Annotated in this window: 15 protein-coding genes, 1 other RNA gene and 2 pseudogenes; 11 read left to right on the top strand and 7 right to left on the bottom strand. The window is 65.2% G+C overall.

All coding sequences use genetic code 11. The features are described 5' to 3' along the window. Window positions 1-18 precede the first annotated feature (18 nt). Both MTX21_RS28515 and ffs read right to left on the bottom strand, forming a co-directional pair. On the bottom strand, window positions 19-1,821 hold the full coding sequence (locus MTX21_RS28515) for a DNA polymerase III subunit gamma/tau (RefSeq protein ID WP_280967970.1): 1,803 nt from the start codon (window positions 1,819-1,821) through the stop codon (window positions 19-21). Window positions 1,822-1,916: 95 nt separating this feature from the next. After that, window positions 1,917-2,013: signal recognition particle sRNA small type (ffs, locus tag MTX21_RS28510), an RNA gene on the bottom strand. Window positions 2,014-2,120: 107 nt separating this feature from the next. Between ffs and MTX21_RS28505 the strand changes: the two are divergent. The 8 genes and pseudogenes from MTX21_RS28505 to MTX21_RS28470 all read left to right on the top strand — a co-directional run. Next, window positions 2,121-2,269: pseudogene (locus MTX21_RS28505) on the top strand (amino acid ABC transporter ATP-binding protein); the annotation flags it as partial. Next, window positions 2,269-2,781, top strand: a pseudogene (locus tag MTX21_RS28500) (SDR family oxidoreductase); the annotation flags it as partial. The pseudogenes MTX21_RS28505 and MTX21_RS28500, both read left to right, overlap by 1 nt. Before the next feature lie 344 nt (window positions 2,782-3,125). Next, complete coding sequence (locus MTX21_RS28495; protein ID WP_280967968.1) at window positions 3,126-3,545, top strand: HIT family protein; 420 nt, start codon at window positions 3,126-3,128, stop codon at window positions 3,543-3,545. Window positions 3,546-3,556: 11 nt separating this feature from the next. Continuing rightward, window positions 3,557-4,501, top strand: coding sequence for an NAD(+) diphosphatase (gene nudC, locus MTX21_RS28490; protein ID WP_280967967.1), 945 nt, complete (start codon window positions 3,557-3,559; stop codon window positions 4,499-4,501). A 12-nt stretch (window positions 4,502-4,513) separates the two neighbouring features. Then, complete coding sequence (locus MTX21_RS28485) at window positions 4,514-5,467, top strand: sugar kinase (protein ID WP_280967966.1); 954 nt, start codon at window positions 4,514-4,516, stop codon at window positions 5,465-5,467. A 67-nt stretch (window positions 5,468-5,534) separates the two neighbouring features. Next, a complete protein-coding gene (locus tag MTX21_RS28480) occupies window positions 5,535-6,044 on the top strand; it encodes an Lrp/AsnC family transcriptional regulator (RefSeq protein WP_280971181.1) in 510 nt (169 codons plus the stop codon). 84 nt (window positions 6,045-6,128) lie between these two features. Beyond that, window positions 6,129-6,482 (top strand): hypothetical protein, encoded by a 354-nt coding sequence (locus MTX21_RS28475; RefSeq protein ID WP_280967965.1) that lies wholly within the window; start codon window positions 6,129-6,131, stop codon window positions 6,480-6,482. Then, on the top strand, window positions 6,479-7,945 hold the full coding sequence (locus tag MTX21_RS28470; RefSeq protein WP_280967964.1) for a methyl-accepting chemotaxis protein: 1,467 nt from the start codon (window positions 6,479-6,481) through the stop codon (window positions 7,943-7,945). Before MTX21_RS28475 ends, MTX21_RS28470 begins: the two co-directional genes overlap by 4 nt. 63 nt (window positions 7,946-8,008) lie before the next feature. Here the strand turns inward: MTX21_RS28470 and MTX21_RS28465 are convergent, their stop codons facing one another. The 5 genes from MTX21_RS28465 to MTX21_RS28445 form a co-directional block, all read right to left on the bottom strand. Then, on the bottom strand, window positions 8,009-9,508 hold the full coding sequence (locus tag MTX21_RS28465) for a phosphomannomutase/phosphoglucomutase (RefSeq protein WP_280967963.1): 1,500 nt from the start codon (window positions 9,506-9,508) through the stop codon (window positions 8,009-8,011). 235 nt (window positions 9,509-9,743) lie between these two features. Beyond that, entirely contained in the window at window positions 9,744-10,256 is a 513-nt protein-coding gene (locus MTX21_RS28460; protein ID WP_280967962.1) for a TIGR02281 family clan AA aspartic protease, read from the bottom strand. 207 nt (window positions 10,257-10,463) lie between these two features. Beyond that, window positions 10,464-11,915, bottom strand: a complete 1,452-nt coding sequence (locus MTX21_RS28455; protein WP_280967961.1) for an NCS1 family nucleobase:cation symporter-1 — start codon at window positions 11,913-11,915, stop codon at window positions 10,464-10,466. A 96-nt stretch (window positions 11,916-12,011) separates the two neighbouring features. Then, window positions 12,012-14,489, bottom strand: a complete 2,478-nt coding sequence (gene hrpB / locus MTX21_RS28450) for an ATP-dependent helicase HrpB (RefSeq protein ID WP_280967960.1) — start codon at window positions 14,487-14,489, stop codon at window positions 12,012-12,014. 121 nt (window positions 14,490-14,610) lie between these two features. Beyond that, window positions 14,611-15,927, bottom strand: coding sequence for a UDP-glucose/GDP-mannose dehydrogenase family protein (locus MTX21_RS28445; protein WP_280967959.1), 1,317 nt, complete (start codon window positions 15,925-15,927; stop codon window positions 14,611-14,613). A 193-nt stretch (window positions 15,928-16,120) separates the two neighbouring features. Here MTX21_RS28445 and MTX21_RS28440 point away from each other — a divergent pair, with 193 nt between their 5' ends. From MTX21_RS28440 to MTX21_RS28430, 3 genes are all read left to right on the top strand, one after another. Beyond that, entirely contained in the window at window positions 16,121-17,191 is a 1,071-nt protein-coding gene (locus MTX21_RS28440) for an acyltransferase family protein (RefSeq protein WP_280967958.1), read from the top strand. Between the two features lie 302 nt (window positions 17,192-17,493). Then, window positions 17,494-20,583 carry a DNA polymerase I gene (polA, locus tag MTX21_RS28435; protein WP_280967957.1) on the top strand — a complete coding sequence of 1,030 codons (3,090 nt, stop codon included), beginning with the start codon at window positions 17,494-17,496 and terminating at the stop codon, window positions 20,581-20,583. 159 nt (window positions 20,584-20,742) lie between these two features. Next, complete coding sequence (locus MTX21_RS28430) at window positions 20,743-21,378, top strand: LysE family translocator (protein WP_280967956.1); 636 nt, start codon at window positions 20,743-20,745, stop codon at window positions 21,376-21,378. The last annotated feature ends 14 nt before the right edge of the window (window positions 21,379-21,392 follow it).

Genomic DNA, 21,392 nt, shown 5'->3' with positions numbered 1-21,392 from the left:
TGTCCTTGGAAAGCTGGCTCAGAGATCGTCGCTGTCGGAACCGTCGACCGGATCATCACTGCCATAGTCCGAGTTAATATTGGATTCCGGCGCCTCGGGGGCAAGCCTGCGAACCTCGACGACCTTCGCACCGGGAAAGCGCGACAGCACCTCCTGCACGCGCGGATCGGCCTCGGCGGTACGCGCATGCTCCTGCTTGGCGGCCTGGTTGACCGAACGCAGCGTCGGCTGGCCCTGCTCGTTCGAGACGATCACTGTCCAGCGGCGGCCGGTCCAGAGCTCGAACTTGCGCGCAAGCTCGGTGATTGTCGTCTTGGAGGCGTTGGGTTCGAGCGCAACCTCCAGCCGCCCCTCCTCGAAACGGACGAGGCGCATATCGCCTTCAAGCGCGCCCTTGGTCATGAGATCGCGCTTCTGCCCGGCGAGCGCGACGAGCTGGGTGAAGCTCGTGATGCGCAGCGCGGGCGCGGCGCCCTGCGGATCGGGCGCGGGAGCCGCCATCTGCGGCCGGGCACCGCCGCCGAACGATGACGGCGGCGAGGTCGGCATGCGGACCGGAGCAGCGGAGGCCACCGGCGCTGCCGGCGCACTGCGCGTCGCGCTTCCGCCGCCGGCGCCTAGCGATCCGCCGCCATTCTGCTCCAGCATCTTGATCGCTTCGTCCGGGGTCGGCAGGTCCGCGACATAGGCGATGCGCACCAGCACCATCTCTGCGGCGGCCGCAGGCCGGGTCGCGGCCTGCACCTCGGTGATGCCTTTGAGCAGCATCTGCCACATCCGCGACAGCACCCGCATCGAGATCTTCGCGGCGAAATCGCGCGCGCACAACCGCTCGGTCTCGCCATAGGCGACGTTATCGGCGGTCGCCGGCACGATCTTCACCCGGGTGACGAAGTTGACGAATTCGGCGAGTTCCGAGAGCACGACGATCGGATCGGCACCGGTGTCGTACTGGTCGCGGAACTCCTTGAAGGCGGCCGCGATGTCGCCGCGCACCAGCGAATCGAAGAGGTCGATGACACGGGTGCGGTCGGCGAGCCCCAGCATCTGCCTGACGGCATCGGCCTTCACCTGGCCCGCCGCATGCGCGATCGCCTGATCAAGCAGCGACAAGGAATCGCGCACGGAACCTTCCGCCGCGCGCGCGATGATGCCGAGCGCCTCCGGCTCGATCTCGACGCTCTCTTTCGCCGCGATGTTGGCGAGGTGCTTCATCAGCACGTCGGCCTCAACCCGGCGCAGGTCGAAACGCTGGCAGCGCGACAGCACGGTCACCGGAACCTTGCGGATCTCGGTGGTCGCGAACACGAACTTGGCGTGCTCCGGCGGCTCTTCCAGCGTCTTCAGGAACGCGTTGAACGCCGCCGTCGACAGCATGTGGACTTCGTCGATAATGTAGACCTTGTAGCGGGCGCTGGCCGGCGCATAGCGCACGCTGTCATTGATTTGGCGGACGTCGTCGACGCCGGTGTGCGAGGCGGCGTCCATCTCCAGCACGTCCATGTGCCGGCTTTCCATGATCGCCTGGCAATGCACGCCCAGCGTCGGCATATGGATGGTCGGGCCCTTCACCGAGCCGTCCGGCATCTCGTAGTTGAGCGCACGGGCGAGGATGCGCGCGGTGGTGGTCTTGCCGACGCCGCGGACGCCGGTGAGGATCCAGGCCTGCGGGATGTGGCCGGTTTCGAACGCGTTGGAGACGGTACGGACCACCGCCTCCTGGCCGATCAGGTCCTCGAAGCTGGAGGGGCGGTATTTGCGCGCCAGCACCCGGTAAGGCGCGGCGCTGTCGTTATTGGGAGGGGCGCCAGCATCGGTCATCGGTCGATCCGCAATGAAATGTCTCTCGGCTGGCTTTTGCGGAAAGGAGCGCGCGGGCGGCTATTGCCGCCAGCGCAATTCGCTCGAAAAAACAGGTAGGAGACTGACGAGCGACCCGATCCAGACCTCGTTAGGGCTGCTTCCTTCCGGACCTGACCCGGTTGGCGAGTGGCTCGTCCACCGCCAATCTCCCGGTCCCTATTTGGAGCTAAAAGGCTCGGAAAGCAAGCGGGGTATCGCCTGATAAGGGCTTTGGCCTTTCGCCTTGCCCAGCATCCGGGCAATTCCCGGTCTGCCCAGCCGATAGGTTGTGCGTGTGCGACGGCGTCGTGGTCGAGAAAGTCCGTCGCGGCAGGTGATTGACGCGCCGCGCGGGATCGCGACGCGCGCGTTCCTCAGCTATTTCCACCGCACCGGCGCGCTGCGGCCGGGCACAACGGCATCGTGATGCCCGACATTAATCGCGTCTATCTCGTCACCGGCGCCGCCAGCGCCATCGGCACGCCTCCGGACGAGTTCCGCCGCGCGATGGACGAATCCGCGCTGACCTTCACGCGGCCGGTCGATGCCGCGCTGTCACTGCCGCGCCGCTCGGCGCTGGAAGCATTGGTGCGCCTCACCGCGGTCGAGCTCGCCAAGGACGGCATCACCGTCAACGCGGTTGCGCCCGGCCTCATCGTCAAGGACAAGCCGAGCGAGAGCAGACTTTCGCCCGAGCAGATCGCAGCGACGGAAGCGCTGATCCCGATGCGCCATCGCGGACGCCCGGACGAAGTGGCCGAGATCATCGCCTTCCTGGCCTCACCGAAAGCGGTCGCGATCGAGATGGCGCTGCTCGATATCGTCGGGAAATCGTCCGGGCTTTCGGTTGCCGACCTGCTCGGCGGCCGCGTGCGTGATACGATTCCCCTCTCGCTCTCGATCGCCGATCTGGATTTCGCCGCCGATCTGGTGGAGGCGTAAAGGCGTGTCGGCATAGCGGCCGGAGTTGCCGCAAACTCAATCGTCGTCCTGGGCAGGCGTAAGCGCAGACCCCGAGAAGTCGTTGCGACGGCTGGTGGCCGCCAGCGTGCTCGACAACTCAATCCTGTGGTTATCGCGACGCGCGCAAGCGCTCGCGCGGGGGTCCCGGATCGGCGCTTCGCTACGGGACAGCGCTACGCTTGCCCGCGACGATGATTGAGTATGCGGGCTGCGCAGAGCGCGATCCTTCCCCTATCGGAAGCGGTATCGTATGGTCGGGACCAACCAATCAGAGGCCTTGCCTCTCCGCCCGCTTCCGTCGGGCCATCCGGAAACCCTTCATGCCCGAACCCGCCTGGTCGCTGCACTCCCGCTTGAAAGAGGACACCATCGATATCGGCGATCTGCCGCTGTCGAAGGTGCTCGTCATCAAGGACGCTCATTACCCCTGGCTGCTGCTGGTGCCGCGGCGCGCTGACACGGTCGAGATCATCGATCTCGATGAGGTGCAGCAGGCCCAGCTCATGACGGAGATCTCGCGCGTCTCGCGCGCGCTGAAGGAGATCACCAAATGCGACAAGCTCAATGTCGCAGCGCTGGGCAATCTCGTGCCGCAGCTTCATGTTCACATCATAGCGCGACGAACCGGCGATGCCGCCTGGCCGCGGCCGGTGTGGGGCGTGATGCCGCCCTTGGCACATGACGCCACCGAGGTGCAGAATTTCATCAGCGCGCTTCGCCGCAAGATCTGGTTGGGTTGAAAGAACAAGAAATGTCAGCATTCAGTTCGTTTCCGCTGGGGCAACCGGCCTTCGTCACCAACGTCCTCGATCGTGCCGCGCATCTGCGCCGCGATGATGAAAAGCTGTTTGCGATGGAGCAGAAGCCGTCGTCGCGCGCCTACGTCGTCTACCGCGACTCGCTGCTGGTGAAGCGCGAGGGCGAGCGCGTGCGCGCGCTGCTGTCGATCGACGAGGCGCTGAAATGCGGCGCCAACCCCGGCACGATCTTCTTGGGCCTGCGCGACGGCGCGGCGGTGTTCGGCATGGGCCTGTCGCAGGCCGCGGCCGAGAAGATGGTCGGCCGCGACGACTACACCGTCACCGAGCTGCGCGGCATGGCGATGCAGGGCGCGATCCCGCCCGATGAACTCTCAGCGGTCGCGATGGCGAAATCGATGGTGAGCTGGCACCAGCGCCACGGCTATTGCGCCAATTGCGGCACGCGCAGCGCGATGAAAGAAGGTGGCTGGAAGCGCGATTGCCCTGCTTGCAAGGCGGAGCATTTCCCGCGCACCGATCCGGTGGTGATCATGCTGGTAGCCTCCGGCGACAAATGCCTGCTCGGCCGCCAGAAGCACTTTCCGCCGGGCATGTATTCCTGCCTCGCCGGCTTCGTCGAGGCGGCCGAGACCATCGAGGACGCCGTGCGCCGCGAAATCCTCGAGGAGTCCGGAATCCGCTGCACCGACGTCCAGTACTACATGACCCAGCCCTGGCCCTATCCCTCGTCGCTGATGATCGGCTGCAGCGCGCGGGCGCTCAATGAGGACGTCGTCGTCGACCGGACGGAGCTGGAGGACGCACGCTGGTTCACGCGCGACGAAGCACGCCTGATGCTGGCGCGAACCCATCCCGACGGGCTCGCTGGCCCGCACCCCTTCGCCATCGCGCATCATTTGCTCGGACGCTGGGTGCACGACGCCAGCGGCGACTAGCGGCACGGGTCGATGGCTTCAACAAGAATCGCGCCGCGCATCCTCTGCGTCGGCATTCCCGTGCGCGACCTCAGCTTTCGCGTCGAGGGCGTGCCCAAGCGTGGCAGCAAGGCCAACGCCAACGATCTCACGGAAATCTGCGGCGGCAACGCGCTCAATGCCGCGATTGCGATCGCGCGGCTCGGCGGCCGCGTCGCCTTCGCAGGTCCCATGGGCGATACGCGGGAGACATCCAGCGGCTTCATTCTCGAGCGGATGGCCGTTGAGGGAATCGACGCCAGACACGTCATCCGCATGCCGGGCCTGACCACGCCGGTCTCGGCGATCATGATCGAGCCCTCCGGCGAGCGGACGCTCGTCATCTATCGCGACCCGGCTCTGTGGACGGTGAGACTGCCCGATGCCGATGAGCTGCTCGCCGACTGTCGCGCGATCCTGGTCGAAAGCCGCTGCGCTGCATTCTGCGGCGATCTCTGCACCGAGGCGCACCGGCGCGACATTCCCGTCATCGTCGGCGTCGATCGCGCGATGTCGCTGAGCGACAGCCTGCTCACGGCCGCCTCACATCTCCTGTTCGCGAGCGAGCAAGTGCAGGAGACTGCAGGCGCTGCCGACGACGAGGAGGCACTGCGGATCTTGGCGAAGCTGACGCCGGCCTTCCTGGCCGCCACCCGCGGCCCGCACGGCACGGTCTGGCTGAACGAGGCCGGCGCATTGGAGGAGACACCGGCCTTTCCCGTCCAGGCCGTGGACACGCTCGGCGCCGGCGACATCTTCCATGGTGCCTTCACGCTGCGCCTCGCCGAGGGAGAGGACGTGCGCGAAGCGCTGCGATTTGCCGCGGCTGCGGCCGCGCTGAAATGCACACGCCTCGGCGGCGGCCTGGCCGCCCCGCAACGTATTGAAGTTGAAGAGTTTTTGCGCGCACCGCGGGGACTCGACCCCGGCCCGTCGCCAAGAATATAGGCTTGCTATAGAAGGATTTTCTCTATATCAGGGAAATTGACCCTTGAAATGGAACAAAGTTCTTCAGATGACCGACTTCGCCGTCCCGATCCCCGAGACCAGCCGCCGCCTCGACGCCATCGACCGCAAGATCCTGATGGTGCTCCAGGAAGACGCCTCCTTGTCGGTTGCCGAGATCGGGGACCGGGTTGGGCTGTCCTCGACGCCCTGCTGGAAGCGCATCCAGCGCCTCGAGGCCGACGGCGTGATCCTGAAGCGGGTGGCGCTGGTCGACCAGAACAAGATCGGGCTCGGTATCTCCGTATTCGTCTCGGTCGAGAGTTCCGACCATTCCGACGCCTGGCTGAAGAAGTTCGCCGAGGCTGTCAGCGCCATGCCCGAGGTGATGGAGTTCTACCGGATGGCCGGCGACGTCGACTACATGCTGCGCGTCGTGGTGGCGGACATGCAGAGCTACGACGTCTTCTACAAGAAGCTGATCAGTGCCGTGCCGCTGAAGAACGTCACTTCGCGCTTTGCGATGGAGAAGATCAAGTCGGTCACCGCGCTGCCGATCCCGGCGGTGGTGGCGACGTAAGCGCGCCAGGGCCGGCGAGAGTTCGACCTTTCTTCAACCAGAGATTTACGCGCGGTTAGCTTCGTGACGATATGATCCTCGCTGATGGAGTCGGGGAACGTCGTCAGAAGGACATGGCTGCCCGCATGGCTTCCCGCAGCAGCGTTGCTGCTGGTGAGCTGGGTTGCGGTCGCAGCATTTTCGTTGCAGGTGCGACCGGACGCCGAGGTGGTGGCCGTGGCATTCCCGCCATGGTGGAATACCCAGCGGGCGTTGCTGGCCGCCGCATCGGCGAATGCCGCGTTCGTGCGAATGACGGCTGTGCCTTCCGTCCTGGTGCTGCGCCCCGACGGCCACGACGGATTGAAAAAGCTGCGCGAGGCGGGGGCCTGGCTGGCCCTCGACCCGCAAGCGATCGATGCCTGTTTCAAAAACAAATCATTGGGGATTGGGGAATGACCTTCGAAGGTGATGAGCTGGCAATCCTGCGCGAAACGGCGAGCAAGATATTGTTCGCGGTACTCTGGTTGCATGTCCCGATCGCCGTCGTCGTCGGCCTGACGCTCGGGACCGGCTGGCTCATGCCGGCAGCGTTTATGGCCGCGATGGCGCTGGCGTCGACCGCGTCATGGTATCTCGCGGGGAACGAGGCTTCGACCCGCATGATCGTTGCCGTCGCCCTGATGGCCGGCGTGTCGATGCTGGTCTTCCAGTTCGAAGGTCATGCGTGGCAGGTCGACATGCACATGTATTTCTTCGCGGCGCTCGCATGTCTCGTCGCCTATTGCGACTATCGGCCGATCGTCGCAGGCACGGTCGCCGTTGCATTGCACCATCTGACGCTGAACTTCTTTTTGCCCGCGGCCATCTACCCGGGCGGCGCCGATTTCGGCCGGGTCGTCCTCCATGCCGTGATTCTCGTGATCGAGGCCGGCATCCTGATCTGGCTCGCGCACACGCTCACGCAACTGTTCGAGATGGCAGCACGGAAGACAGCGGAAGCTACAGCCGCAAGCGCTGCCGAGGCCCGCGCCAACGCCGAGCGAAATGAGGCTGAACAGGCCAAGCGAAACCGGGACGAAGGCAGGCGCAAACTCGCAGCCGGCTTCGAGCAGAGGATCAGCGACGTCGTCGAGGCGGTTGCGCTGGCAGCAAGCGAGATGCGGCAACTCTCGGCGTCCATGAACGGCAGCAATGCCGAAGCAATCCAGCAGACGACTGCGGCAACCGCGGCCTCGACGCAAGCCTCGGCAAATGTGGACACCGTTGCAGCAGCGACAGAAGAGCTCACGGCTTCGATCAACAGCATCGCCGAGCAAGTGACGCGCTCCGCCCAGATTGCGGCCAAGGCAGCCGACGAAGCCCGTCGCACGAACACCGTCGTGGAAATGCTTGCTGCCGGCACGCAGAAGATCGGGGAGGTCGTGACGCTGATCCAGAGCATCGCGAGCCAGACCAACCTCCTGGCCTTGAATGCGACCATCGAGGCGGCCCGCGCCGGCGAACACGGCCGCGGGTTTGCAGTCGTCGCGAGCGAGGTCAAGGCCCTGGCCAATCAAACGGCAAAGGCGACCGAGGAAATTTCGGCGCAGATCCAGGAGATTCAGGCCGCGACCGGCGAGGCCGTCAGCGCGATCTCGGCGATCGGCGGCACGATCGCCGAGATCGATCGGATCTCCGGCGAGATTGCAGCCGCTGTAGATCAGCAGGGCGGCGCGACGCGTGAGATCGCCGGAAACCTGCAACAGGCGGCCGACCGTACAAGGGACGTCAACAAGAACATCATCAGCGTCAGCCACGCCTCCGAAGAGGCAAGCCAGGCGACCGCGCGGCTGCTCGATGCCGCGAATGGCCTTTCGTCGCAGTCCGATCGCCTGAAATCCGAGGTCGCCGCTTTTCTCGGCTCGCTCCAGGCGGCCTGAGCCGCCCTCGCAACGCATCAACGGCGGCGTTCCGGTGATCGGTTCGCCGCTATCGCAGCCGCCTCAGATCTTCTGATTGTACTCGCCGACCTCGGGATGGGTGCGCAGCACGCTATCGACCATCTCGAACATGTCGCGCATGCGCTGCTCGGAGACCGGGCTCTCGACGACGACCACGAGCTCGGGCTTGTTCGAGGAGGCGCGCACCAGGCCCCAGCTTCCGTCTTGCACCGTGACGCGAACGCCGTTGACGGTGACGAGATCGCGGATCGATTGTCCCCCGATCTTCTCGCCCTTCTTCTGCAGCGCCTCGAAATGCTTCACCACGGCGTCGATGACGCCGTATTTGACCTCGTCGGCGCAGTGCGGCGACATCGTCGGCGACGACCACGTCTTCGGCAGCGCGTTCTTCAGATCGGCCATCGACTTGCCGGGCGCGCGGTCGAGCATGTCGCAGATCGCAAGTGCCGAGACGAGGCCATCGTCATAGCCGCGGCCAAACGGCTTGTTGAAGAAGAAGTGGCCGGACTTCTCGAAGCCGGCGAGCGCGCCCATCTCGTTAGTGTGGCGCTTCATGTAGGAATGGCCCGTCTTCCAATAGGCTGCCTTCGCGCCCTGCTTCTGCAGCACCGGATCGGTGATGAAGAGGCCGGTGGACTTCACGTCGACGACGAATTGCGCGTCCTTGTGGATCGCCGACATGTCGCGCGCCAACATCACGCCGACCTTGTCGGCAAAGATCTCCTCGCCGGTGTTGTCGACCACGCCGCAGCGGTCGCCGTCGCCGTCGAAGCCGAGGCCGACGTCGGCCTTGTGATGCAGCACCGCATCGCGGATCGCGTGCAGCATCTCGAGATCTTCCGGGTTCGGATTGTATTTCGGGAAGGTGTGGTCGAGCTCGGTGTCGAGCGGGATCACCTCGCAACCGATCGCTTCCAGCACCTGCGGCGCGAACGCGCCGGCGGTGCCGTTGCCGCAGGCCGCGATCACCTTGAGCTTGCGCTTCAGCTTCGGACGGTTGGTGAGATCGGCGATGTAGCGCGCCGGATAGTTTTCGTGGAACTGGTAGGAGCCGCCGGCCTTGTTGTTGAATTCGGCATTGAGCACGATCTGCTTCAGCCGCGTCATCTCGTCGGGGCCGAAGGTCAGCGGACGGTTGGCGCCCATCTTGACTCCGGTCCAGCCATTGTCGTTGTGGGAAGCCGTGACCATCGTGACGCAGGGCACGTCGAGGTCGAACTGCGCGAAATAGGCCATCGGCGTCACCGCGAGCCCGATGTCGTGCACCTTGCACCCCGCAGCCATCAGGCCCGAGATCAGCGCATATTTGATCGAGGCGGAATAGCCGCGGAAGTCGTGACCGGTGACGATTTCCTGGCTGACGCCGAGTTCGGCGATCAGCGCGCCCAGCCCCATGCCGAGCGCCTGCACCCCCATCAGGTTGATTTCCTTGTTGAACAGCCAGCGGGCGTCGTATTCGCGGAAGCCCGTGGCCTTCACCATCGGCTCGGATTCGAAGGCGTAGGTATTGGGCAACAATACGGACTTCGGCTTGGGAAACATTGAGCGGGTCTCGTGGAACGGGGCAGGAAAATCGCTGCAGCCTTAGCGAATGCCGGGCCGCAGCGAAAGGCGGGATTGCCAGCTTATGGCTTATAATTGCGGCAGTTTGGTAACGCGCAAAAAGGTTACCCGGGGTCGATTCTGGCTGCTAGGCGCTCCGACACCGTCGAGCAACAAGTCGACATCGCTGACTGGACTTGTACGTCCCCGCGCTACGGCAGGCGTTCAAGCCCGCTTACTGCTCCAGCACCATCTGTCCGTTGGCGTATTCGAAGCGCTTGAGGCGGGACAGGAAGGAGAGCCCGAGCAGGTTTTCGGACAACGCCTCGTCCGGCAGCACCATGGCATCGACGTCGCGCACGATGAGGCCGCCGACTTCGAGCATGGCGATGCGGGTACGCGCGGCCTTGATGGTCCCGTTGGCAGTAGAGACGGTCGCGTTGTAGTCGCTGCGTGAAGGCCGCAGACCGAAGCGGGCGGCCGAAGTCTCGTTCAGCGCCACCACGGAGGCGCCGGTATCGACCATGAAGCCGATACGCTGTCCGTCGATCCGCCCTTCGGTCTGGAAATGGCCGCGCGCGTCGCGGGGGATGGTGAGGCTGCGACTACTGGCCGGCGGGGTGGCTGCAAGGGCAACCGTCGTGCGCGGCGCGGATGTCGCGGACGCGGAGCTCATCTTGTCCGCCATCTGCGCCATGAAGGTGCCCAGGCCGATCATGATGGCCGCGAAGATCATAATGTTACGCATGACACCACTCGGAACCGAAAGCTCGATTTCACCACGCAAGGCGCCGGCCCGCGAGCAAGGGCGCGGCCGGAACGGTGCCATTTTGGCGAAAAGGGTGACGGAAGCGTTAATGCGAGCTTGCGAATGTGCGGAGCGGACCCATGATGCCGACAAATGGCGGCCTTGCCCGTGAGCAGGCCGGAAGCAACGCTGTCGATTCTCGACTTGTCAGGCGGCTTTCGCGACGGGACTCGACATCGTGACACGCAGCACATAATAAACCGCGCCCGCGATCGCCACACCGAAGAACCATCCATAGACCGCCCACCAGGACGGCAGGATGGACGTGAAGTTCGGCAAGATGGACGAGAACAGCGCACCGATCGCGGCGGCGATGAACGCGCTGACGTTCCAGCCGTTCTGGAAATGGTATTCGCCATTTTCCTGATACAGGGCCGGCACGTTCACCCTGCCCTTCGCGATGAGATAATAGTCGACCATCATGACGCCGAAGATCGGTCCCATCGTCGCGCCGATCCCCCCGACGAATGAAGCGGCGCTCCCTTCCCAAGGCGCGAAGGGATAAAGCAGTAGCGCAATCAGAGCCGCGATATAGCCGCCTTTCTTGAAATCGATGTACTTGGGGAAAACGTTCGAGAAATCGAACGCCGGCGAGACGAAATTTGCGACGACATTGATGCCGAGTGTTGCCACCGCGAACGTGATCGCCGCGAGCAGTGCCAGGGACCAGCTATCGAATTTCGCCGAGATCTGGTCGGGATGCAGCAGCACCTCCTGATAAACGTGGAAAGCCGCAATCGTGGTCACGCCCGCGACCAGCGAGAACAGGATCAAGTTGACGGGCAGACCCCAGATATTGCCCTTGCGCAACGCGGCGGCATCCGGCGCGTAGCGAGAGAAGTCGCAGAAATTGAGGTAGAGCGCGGCGAAGTAGGTGATCCAGGTCGCAGCAACAGCGAATAGCGCGGCTGGAGAGCCGGGCACGCCGGGTACGCCGGCATCCTTGGTCTTCTCCAACAGCACGTCGTGCGGGATCGGCGAGATCACCGAGATGCCGCCGGCCTTGACGCAAAGATAGATCGCAAGGATCAGCATCATCAACCAAACGGCAGGTCCGGCCCAATCCTGAAAGCGGCGCACGGTCTCCATCCCGTGCTGAATGATCAAAAGCTGCAACGCCCAAACCACGACGAAGCAGATGACCTCGAGACCGGAATGTCCGAGCACATGGCTGGATTCGTGGAACGACTTGAAGGCATCCATGCGCGTCAGCAGCGCGACGATCGCATTCGAGGCGGCCGAAGTCTGCGCGCCATACCAGAAGCACGCGACGATCGCCCGCACCAGAGCGGGGAGGTTCGCGCCCCATACACCGAAGGAGGCGCGCGCCAGAACCGGATAGGGCACGCCGGTTCGGACGCCGGCATTGCCGATCAAGCTCATCAGGAAAAAGATGACGAGCGAACCTAGTCCGATCGCCAGGATGAAGTTGATGAATGTGCCGCAGAGGAGAAACAGGCTGGCGGCGAGGTAATAGCCCCAGAGGCTGTGAACGTCCGACGTCCAGACGTTGAAAATGCTGAAGGCGCCCCAATTGCGGACCCGCGCCGGTGCCAGATCTTCGTTGTAGAGCGATGGCGAGGCGTTCTTGATCTCCAAAGCGGCCTCCTGGGTACTGGCGCTTCCGTGATCCGGTCCGCAAATCTAAGCACTCTTTGGAGATCGCCGCTAGCGCCGAGAAGCGGCGCGAAATGATCACGTGCCGCGCGGCTTGGCCCGCCGGGTCGGCAGCGCGCTTGCGGGATCGTCCGGCCAGGGGTGGCGCGGATAGCGCCCGCGCAAGTCCGAGCGCACCGCGCTGTAGCTTCCGCGCCAGAAGCCGGGAAGGTCGCGCGTCACTTGCACCGGGCGCTGCGCCGGCGACAGCAATTCCAGCACCAGCGGCACCTTGCCGGCCGCGATCGAAGGATGCGTGTTGAGCCCGAACAACTCCTGGAGCCGCACCGCGATGGTCGGTCCCTGCTCGGCCTCATAGTCGATCGCGAGCATGGTGCCGGTCGGCGCCTCGAAATGGGTCGGCGCCTCGCGATCGAGTCGCGCACGCAATTCCCAGGGCAGCAGCGCCATCAGTGCATCGGAGAGATCGCCGGCGGACACATCCTTGAGCGCGGTCTTGTCGTAGAGCGCCGGCACCAGCCAGTCGTCGCGCCGCGCTATCAGCCCGTCGTCCGAGACGTCGGGCCAGCTTTCGCCTTCAGCCTTGCGCAGGAACATCACGCGGTCGCGCCATTGCCCGGCCTGTTTCGACCACGGCAGCCGCTCGAGCCCGGCGGCGATCAGCCCGTCGGCAAGGATGCGCGCGGTCGCTTCCGATGGCGAGAGCGCAAGCGGCGCCTCCGAGAGCGTGATCGCATGCAGCGCGCGCTTGCGCCGTGCCCGCAGCGCCATAGCGCTGCGATCGAACGAGATCTCATCAGTGACCTCGACATGCTCGGCGAAATGCCGCTCGATGTCATCCTGTGTGATCGGCGCCGCCAGCAGGATGCGTCCGCTCGCCGCCGTTCCCGTCATTTCCCCGACGGCGATGTAGGGCGCGCGCGCGAGCGAGGAGGTTTGCTCGACCGCGGCGCCGCGGCCGTTGGCGAGGACGAAGCTGCCATTGCCGCGGTTGCGCGCGACCCGGTCGGGAAAGGCATAGGCGAGCATCAGGCCTGTGGAGAGGTCATCCTGCTCCGGCGGGGCCTTCTCTGAACCCGCCACCTGCGAAGCCCAGCGCCGCGCCAGATCGCGGGCACTGGTCGCGCGCGGCGAACGGTCGCGACGGAATTGATCGAGCCTGTGCTCGAGATCGACGCTATCGCCGCCGAGCCCGCGCTCGGTGAGGATGGCGGCGATCTCGGCCGCCGCCTCGCCTGCGCCCGCGCGATGCGAATCCACGATCATGCGCGCGAGCCGCGGCGGCAGCGCCAGCGCGCGCAGGCTCTTGCCTTCCGCGGTGATGCGACCATCGCCATCGAGCGCGTTGAGTTCAGCGAGCAAGCTCCTGGCTTCCTTCCAGGCCGGCTGCGGCGGCGGATCGAGGAACGACAGCGCGGCGGGATCGGCAACGCCCCATTGCGCGAGGTCGAGCACCAGCGACGACAGATCGGCGCTGAGGATTTCCGGCTGGGTGTAGGGCGCAAGCGATGCCGTCTGCGGCTCGTCCCAGAGCCGGTAGCAGACGCCAGGCTCGGTTCGGCCGGCACGGCCGCGACGCTGGTCCACCGCCGCGCGCGAGGCACGCACGGTCTCGAGCCGCGTCAGCCCGATATCCGGCTCGTAACGCGGCACGCGGGCGAGCCCGGAATCGACGACGATGCGCACGCCTTCGATGGTCAACGAGGTCTCCGCGATCGAGGTCGCAAGCACCACCTTGCGCATCCCCTTGGGCGCCGGCGCAATCGCGCGGTCCTGCACGGCGGCGTCGAGCGCGCCAAACAGCGGCACGATCTCGGTGCTGGCATCCTGCACGCGCTCAGCGAGAAAATTCTGCGTGCGGCGGATTTCGGCCGCGCCCGGCAGAAACGCCAGCACGGAGCCGCTGTCTGCACGCAGCGCGGACGCGATCGCATCCGCCATCTGCCGCTCCACCGGCGCATCGGCCTTACGGCCGAGATAGCGCGTCTCGACGGGATAAGCGCGGCCCTCGCTTTCGACGACGGGCGCTTCGCCCAGCAGCCTTGCGACACGTGCACCGTCGAGTGTTGCCGACATCACGAGGATGCGCAAATCCTCGCGCAGGCCGAGTTGCGCGTCGCGCGCCAGGGCGAGGCCCAGATCGGCGTCAAGCGACCGCTCGTGGAATTCATCGAACAGGATGGCGGCCACGCCCGAGAGCTCGGGATCGTCGAGGATCTGGCGGGTGAAGATGCCTTCGGTCACCACCTCGATGCGCGTTGCCCGCGATATCTTCGAGCCGAAGCGGACGCGGTAGCCGACGGTCTCGCCGGCACGCTGGCCGAGCGACTTGGCCATGCGATCGGCGCTGGCGCGCGTAGCGATGCGCCGCGGCTCCAGCACGATGATCTTCTTGTCCCTGGCCCAGGGCGCATCCAGTAGCGCCAGCGGCACCCGCGTCGTCTTGCCGGCCCCCGGCGGCGCCACCAGAACGGCGGCGTTGTGCCGATCCAGCGTGCGCGACAGATCGTCGAGCACGGCGTCGATCGGAAGGGGCGTGTCGAAGCTGCGGGGCAAACTATTTATCCGTCATCGCCCGCGCAGGCGGGCGATCCAGTAAGCTCGGATCCAAGTTGTTACGAAGATCGCGGGTTACTGGATACCCCGCCTTCGCGGGGTATGACAATAAGATGTAGCGTCAGCCCTGCACCGGCGGCCGGCCGACGCTCTCATAGACGAAGCCGGCTGCGGCCATGTCCTCGGGGCGGAAGATGTTGCGCAAGTCGACGACGACGGGCCGCGCCAGGACGCTTCTGAGCCGGTCGAGGTCGAGTCCGCGGAACTGCACCCATTCGGTGACGACGACCAGCGCGTCGGCGCCTTGCGCGCAGGAATAGGCATCCTCGCAATAGGTGATGCTGGGGAGCTCAGTCTTGGCCTGCTCCATGCCGACCGGGTCGAAGGCGCGGACCTTCGCACCCATGTCGAGCAGACCGGTCACCAGCGGAATCGACGGCGCATCGCGCATATCGTCGGTGTCGGGCTTGAAAGTGAGGCCGAGTACGGCGATGGTCTTGCCGCGCAGGGCGCCGCCGAGCGCGTGGCTGACCTTGCGCGCCATCGCGCGCTTGCGGTTCTCGTTGACCGCCAGCACGGACTCCACGATGCGAAGCTGCACGTCGTAGTCCTGCGCGATCTTGATCAGCGCCTTGGTGTCCTTCGGAAAGCAGGAGCCGCCGAAGCCGGGCCCCGCATGCAGGAACTTGGTGCCGATGCGGTTGTCGAGGCCGATGCCGCGGGCCACCTCCTGCACATTGGCGCCGACCTTCTCCGAGAGATCGGCGATCTCGTTGATGAAGGTGATCTTGGTGGCAAGGAACGCGTTCGCCGCGTATTTGATCATCTCCGCGGTGCGGCGTTCCGTGAACATCAGGGGTGCCTGGTTCAGCGACAGCGGCCGGTAGATATCGCCCATCAACTTGCGGCCGCGCTCGTCCGACGTGCCGACGACGACGCGATCGGGGAACTTGAAATCGCGGATCGCCGCGCCCTCACGCAGGAATTCGGGGTTGGAGGCGACCACGACGTCGGCTTGCGGATTGGTCTCGCGGATGATGCGCTCGACCTCGTCGCCGGTGCCGACCGGAACGGTCGATTTCGTCACCACGACGGTGAAGCCCGAGAGCGACTGCGCGATTTCGCGCGCGGCGGCGTAGACGTAGGACAGATCGGCATGACCATCGCCGCGGCGCGAAGGCGTGCCGACCGCGATGAAGACCGCGTCGGCTTCCGCCACCGGCTTGGACAGGTCGGTGGTGAAGCTCAGGCGCTTGGCTTTCACATTGGTTGCGACCAGCTCGTCGAGCCCGGGCTCGTAGATCGGGATCTCGCCGCGGTGGAGCGCTGCGATCTTGCCCTGATCCTTGTCGACGCAGGTAACGTCGTGACCGAAATCCGCAAAGCAGGCCCCGGATACCAATCCCACGTAACCCGTGCCGATCATCGCGATTCGCATAGAAGACCCTGTTTGTCCTGGTTAACGAAACCCCAATTCGGGGCGGTTTAGCATTTTCCCGAGGGGAGGGAAGAGCCCGCGTTCGGAAACCGGCACGCGATTTGTACCGATAAAGAAGTCGGAAACCGCTGAGGCCCCACACTGCCCCGGCCCCGGACAGATCCGGGGCGCCGGCGCCTCGAAAAGGGACACCATGACACTATCAGGCACAATGGTCGCGAGCGGAGACTCCAAGCGCCCGGCCGGCCCGCGCGTCGACTGGGTCGACTACGCCAAGGGCATCTGCATCGTCATGGTGGTGATGATGCATTCCGTGCTGGGGGTCGAGCTCGCCGCTGGCGAGACCGGGTTCATGCATGTGCTGGTGGCCTTCGCAAAGCCGTTCCGGATGCCGGATTTCTTCCTGATTTCGGGCCTGTTCCTTCCCCTCGTGATCGGCCGGGACTGGCGAACCTATCTCGACCGCAAGGTCGTGCATTTCGCTTATTTTTATGTCGTCTGGGTGACAATCCAGTTCGCCTTCAAGGCACCGGCCTTCGCCGCGTCATCGAGCTGGCGCGCCGCCGTCGGCCTGCTCTATCTCGAATCCTTCATCGAGCCGTTCGGCACGCTCTGGTTCATCTACCTGCTGCCGATCTTCTTTGTCGTCACAAAACTGACACGGCGAATCCCGCCGCTCGCGATTTGGCTCATTGCCGCCTCGCTGGAGACGGCGCGCATCGCGACCGGCTGGACCGTGATCGACGAGTTCTGCGCGCGCTTCGTATATTTCTACTCCGGCTATCTGTTCGCCGATTACGTCTTCGCGCTGTCGGACCGCGCGCGGCGGCACCCTGCGATTGCGCTCGCCGCGCTCGCAGCATGGGCGATCATCAACGCAAGCCTCGTCGCGCTCGGCGCGAGCGAATGGAAGATCGTGTCGCTGATGCTGGGCTTTTCCGGCGCCTGTGCGATCATCACGATCGGCACGCTGCTCGCGCGCGCCCACTGGCTGAACTTCTTTCGCTTCTGCGGCGAGCATTCGATCGTGATCTATCTCGCCTTCTTCCTGCCGATGGCCGCGACCCGAACGCTGCTGCTCCGCACGGGCGTCATTCCCGACATCGGCACGGTGTCGCTGATCGTGACCATCTTCGGCGTGATCGGATCGCTCGCGATCTGGCAGGCCGCGCTGCGGCTCAATGCCAAATTCCTGTTCGAGCGGCCCGAGGCGTTCTGGATCGCGCCGAAGAAGGCCGCGGCGGTGTTGCAGGCGGCGGAGTAACGCTCTCTCCACACCGTCATTGCGAGCGCAGCGAAGCAATCCAGAATCCCTCCGCGGAAAGACTCTGGATTGCTTCGCTGCGCTCGCAATGACGGGGTTGAAGCGGCCGAGCGCCGCTGAACTCGGGGACCCATACCCCCAGGGAGAGGTTGTGGCGGGAGACGGCAACCACGAGTCTTCGCCAAACTTCTCCGCGCTGCCCGGCGCTGCGCTTGTCCGGGACGACAGTGAAGTGTGGGAATCAGCCCAAAATTCCCCCATCCAAGGCTGTCAAATGCCGCAAAAATTCATACATTGCGGCCATGCCCAAAACCTCCCCGAAGACCACCGCCAAAGCTGACACCAAGGCTGCTGCGCCCAAGGCAGCCGCCGACACCAAGCCCGCTGCTGCCAAGTCTGCTGCCAAACCGGTCGCGGCCAAGGCCGCCGGAAAGGGCGACCACGTCTTCCTGGTCGACGGTTCCTCCTACATCTTCCGCGCCTACCACGCGCTGCCGCCGCTCAACCGCAAATCCGATGGCTTGCAGGTCAATGCCGTGCTCGGTTTCTGCAACATGCTGTGGAAGCTGCTGCGCGACATGCCCCCCGACAACCGGCCGACCCATCTGGCGATCGTGTTCGACAAGTCGGAGGTCACCTTCCGCAATACGATCTATCCCGACTACAAGGCGCACCGGCCGCCGGCGCCGGACGATCTGATCCCGCAATTCGCGCTGATCCGCGAGGCGGTGCGCGCCTTCGACCTGCCCTGCCTGGAACAGGCCGGCTTCGAGGCCGACGACCTGATCGCCACCTATGTGCGCGAGGCCTGCGAGCGCGGCGCGACCGCAACCATCGTGTCCTCGGACAAGGATCTGATGCAGCTCGTGACCGATTGCGTCACCATGTACGACACCATGAAGGATCGCCGCATCGGCATCCCCGAGGTGGTCGAGAAATTCGGCGTGCCGCCGGAGAAGGTGGTCGAGGTGCAGGCGCTGGCCGGCGACTCCACCGACAACGTGCCGGGCGTGCCCGGCATCGGTGTCAAGACCGCGGCACAACTGATCATCGAATATGGCGACCTCGAGCAGTTGCTGTTCCGCGCCGGCGAGATCAAGCAACCTAAGCGCCGCGAGGCGCTGCTCGAGAATGCGGAGAAAGCGCGGATCTCGCGCCAGCTCGTGCTGCTCGACGACAAGGTGAAGCTGGACGTGCCGCTCGACGACCTCGTCGTCCACGAGCCCGACGCGCGCAAGCTGATCGCCTTCCTGAAGGCGATGGAGTTTTCCACGCTGACGCGACGCGTTGCCGACTATTCGCAGATCGACCCCGCCGATGTAGAGGCCGATCCCGGATACAAGAGCGGTGCCAGCGTGTTCTCGCCGCTGCCGCCTTCGGACGTCGTGCCGGCACCAGGCCCCGGCACAGCGGCGCAAGCTGCACCGGGCGCCAAGGAACGCAATAAAACCGCCGGCAAGGAGGACAAGGCCGCGAGCCTAAAGGGCGCGCCGATCTCGCTCGCGGCCGCGCGCGAGGAGGCGCTGAAAAAGCTCCCGGTCGACCGTAGCAAATACCAGACGATCAAGACGCGCGCCGAGCTCGACGCTTTCGTCGCACGCATTCACGAGGTTGGCCACGTCGCGATCGAAACCAAGGCGAACTCCATCAACCCGATGCAGGCTGATCTCTGTGGCATCGCGCTGGCGCTGGCGCCGAACGATGCCTGCTACGTGCCGCTGGCGCACAAGCAGTCCGGCGGCGGCGCCGGCCTGTTCGATGCCGGCCTCGCACCCGATCAGGTCAAGCATGCCGACGCCATCGACGCGCTGCGGCCGGTGCTGGAATCGATCGGCATCCTCAAGGTCGGCTTCGACGTGAAATTCACCGCTGTCGCGCTGGCACAGCACGGCATCAGCCTGCGCAACTATGACGACGCGCTGCTCATCTCCTACGTGCTCGACGCCGGGCGCGGCTCGCACGCGCTGGCCTCGCTCGCGGAACGCTGGTTCGGCCACGCCATGCTGGCGGAGAACGGCCTGCTCGGCAGCGGCAAGAACAAGCTCACCTTCGACCAGGTCCCGATCGACAAGGCCACACCGCTGTCGGCCGAAACCGCCGATGTGATCCTGCGGGTGTGGCGCGTCTTGAAGCCGCGCCTCATCGCCGAGCACATGACCACGGTCTACGAGATGCTGGAGCGGCCGCTGGTCTCCGTGCTCGCGCGCATGGAGCGGCGCGGCATCGCGATCGACCGTCAGGTGCTGTCACGGCTGTCAGGCGAGTTCGCCCAGACCGCGGCGCGGGTCGAGGCCGAGATCCAGGAGATTGCGGGCGAGCCCGTCAATGTCGGCAGCCCCAAGCAGATCGGCGACATCCTGTTCGGCAAGATGGGATTGCCCGGCGGCAGCAAGACCAAGACCGGCGCGTGGTCGACCACGGCGCAGGTGCTGGACGACCTCGCCGAGCAGGGCTACGACTTCCCCAAGAAGATTCTGGAGTGGCGTCAGGTCTCGAAGCTGAAATCGACCTACACCGACGCGCTGCCGACTTACGTCAATCCGCAGACCCATCGCGTGCACACGACCTACGCGCTGGCGGCGACCACGACGGGCCGGTTGTCGTCCAACGAGCCGAACCTGCAAAACATTCCGGTGCGCACCGAGGATGGCCGCAAGATCCGCCGCGCCTTCATCGCGACGCCCGGCCACAAGCTGGTGTCCGCGGACTATTCACAGATCGAGCTCAGGCTGCTCGCCGAGATCGCCGACATCCCGGTCCTGAAGCAGGCGTTCCGCGACGGGCTCGACATTCACGCCATGACCGCGTCCGAAATGTTCGGCGTGCCGATCAAGGGCATGCCGAGCGAAATCCGCCGCCGCGCCAAGGCGATCAATTTCGGCATCATCTACGGCATCTCGGCGTTCGGCCTCGCCAACCAGCTCGGCATCGCCCGCGAGGAAGCGTCCGCCTACATCAAGAAGTATTTTGAGCGCTTCCCCGGCATCCGCGCCTATATGGACGAGACCAAGGAGTTCTGCCGGAGCTACGGCTATGTCACCACGCTGTTCGGCCGCAAGTGCCACTATCCCGACATCAAGGCGTCGAACGCCTCGGTGCGCGCGTTCAACGAACGCGCTGCGATCAACGCGCGGCTTCAGGGCACCGCCGCCGACATCATCCGCCGCGCCATGAACCGCGTCGAGGACGCGCTGGCCGAGAAGAAGCTGTCGGCGCAGATGCTGCTCCAGGTGCACGACGAGCTGATCTTCGAGGTGCCGGACGCGGAAGTCGAGGCGACGCTTCCGGTGGTGCAGCACGTCATGCAGGACGCACCGTTCCCCGCCGTGCTGCTCTCGGTGCCGCTGCACGTCGATGCACGTGCGGCGACGAACTGGGACGAGGCGCACTGATCTGTCCTCGCCTCTCCCCGCAAGAACGGGGGCAGGGAGCCCGCGAGAGCGCTGCGCCGCGTCCGGACGCGAGAGTCGAATTGTCCTCCGTGCAATTGCGCGATGGCTGCGCGGCGCGGCGCATATTAGAACGGTGCGATCTCCCACACAGGTTCACCCATGCCCCACGCCTCCGCCCTGCTCGGCTTCGCCCTCGTCTGCCTCGGTCTCGTGCTGACGCCGGGGCCGAACATGATCTACCTGATCTCGCGCTCGATCACGCAAGGGCCTGGGGCGGGCATCGTCTCGCTCGGCGGCGTCGCGCTCGGCTTCGTGTTCTACATGCTGTGCGCGGCATTCGGCATCACGGCACTGCTGCTCGCCGTTCCCTTTGCCTATGACGCGCTACGCTTTGCCGGTGCCGGTTATCTGTTGTGGCTGGCCTGGCAGGCGGTGAAGCCGGGCGGCCGCTCGCCGTTCCAGGTCAGGAAGCTCGCCATCGACAGCCCGCGCAAATTGTTCGCGATGGGGTTCGTCACCAACCTGCTCAACCCGAAGATCGCGATGCTCTATCTGGCGCTGCTGCCGCAGTTCATCGATCCCGCCGCCGGCAGCGTGCTGGCACAATCGGTGGTGTTGGGCGCGATCCAGATCGCGATCAGCGTCAGCGTCAACGCCATGATCGCGCTCGCGGCGGGCTCGATCGCGCTGTTCCTGTCGAGCCGACCAAGCTGGATGCTGGTGCAGCGCTGGCTGATGGGCACGGTGCTGGCCGGGCTCGCGGTGCGGATGGCGGTCGAGGCGCGGAAGGTGTGAGCCGCTTCCCTCTC

Source organism: Bradyrhizobium sp. ISRA430, assembly GCF_029909975.1.
Taxonomy (GTDB): Bacteria; Pseudomonadota; Alphaproteobacteria; order Rhizobiales; family Xanthobacteraceae; genus Bradyrhizobium.
Note: the sequence above shows the minus strand (reverse complement) of the source record. Positions and strands in the feature narration are given on the sequence as shown.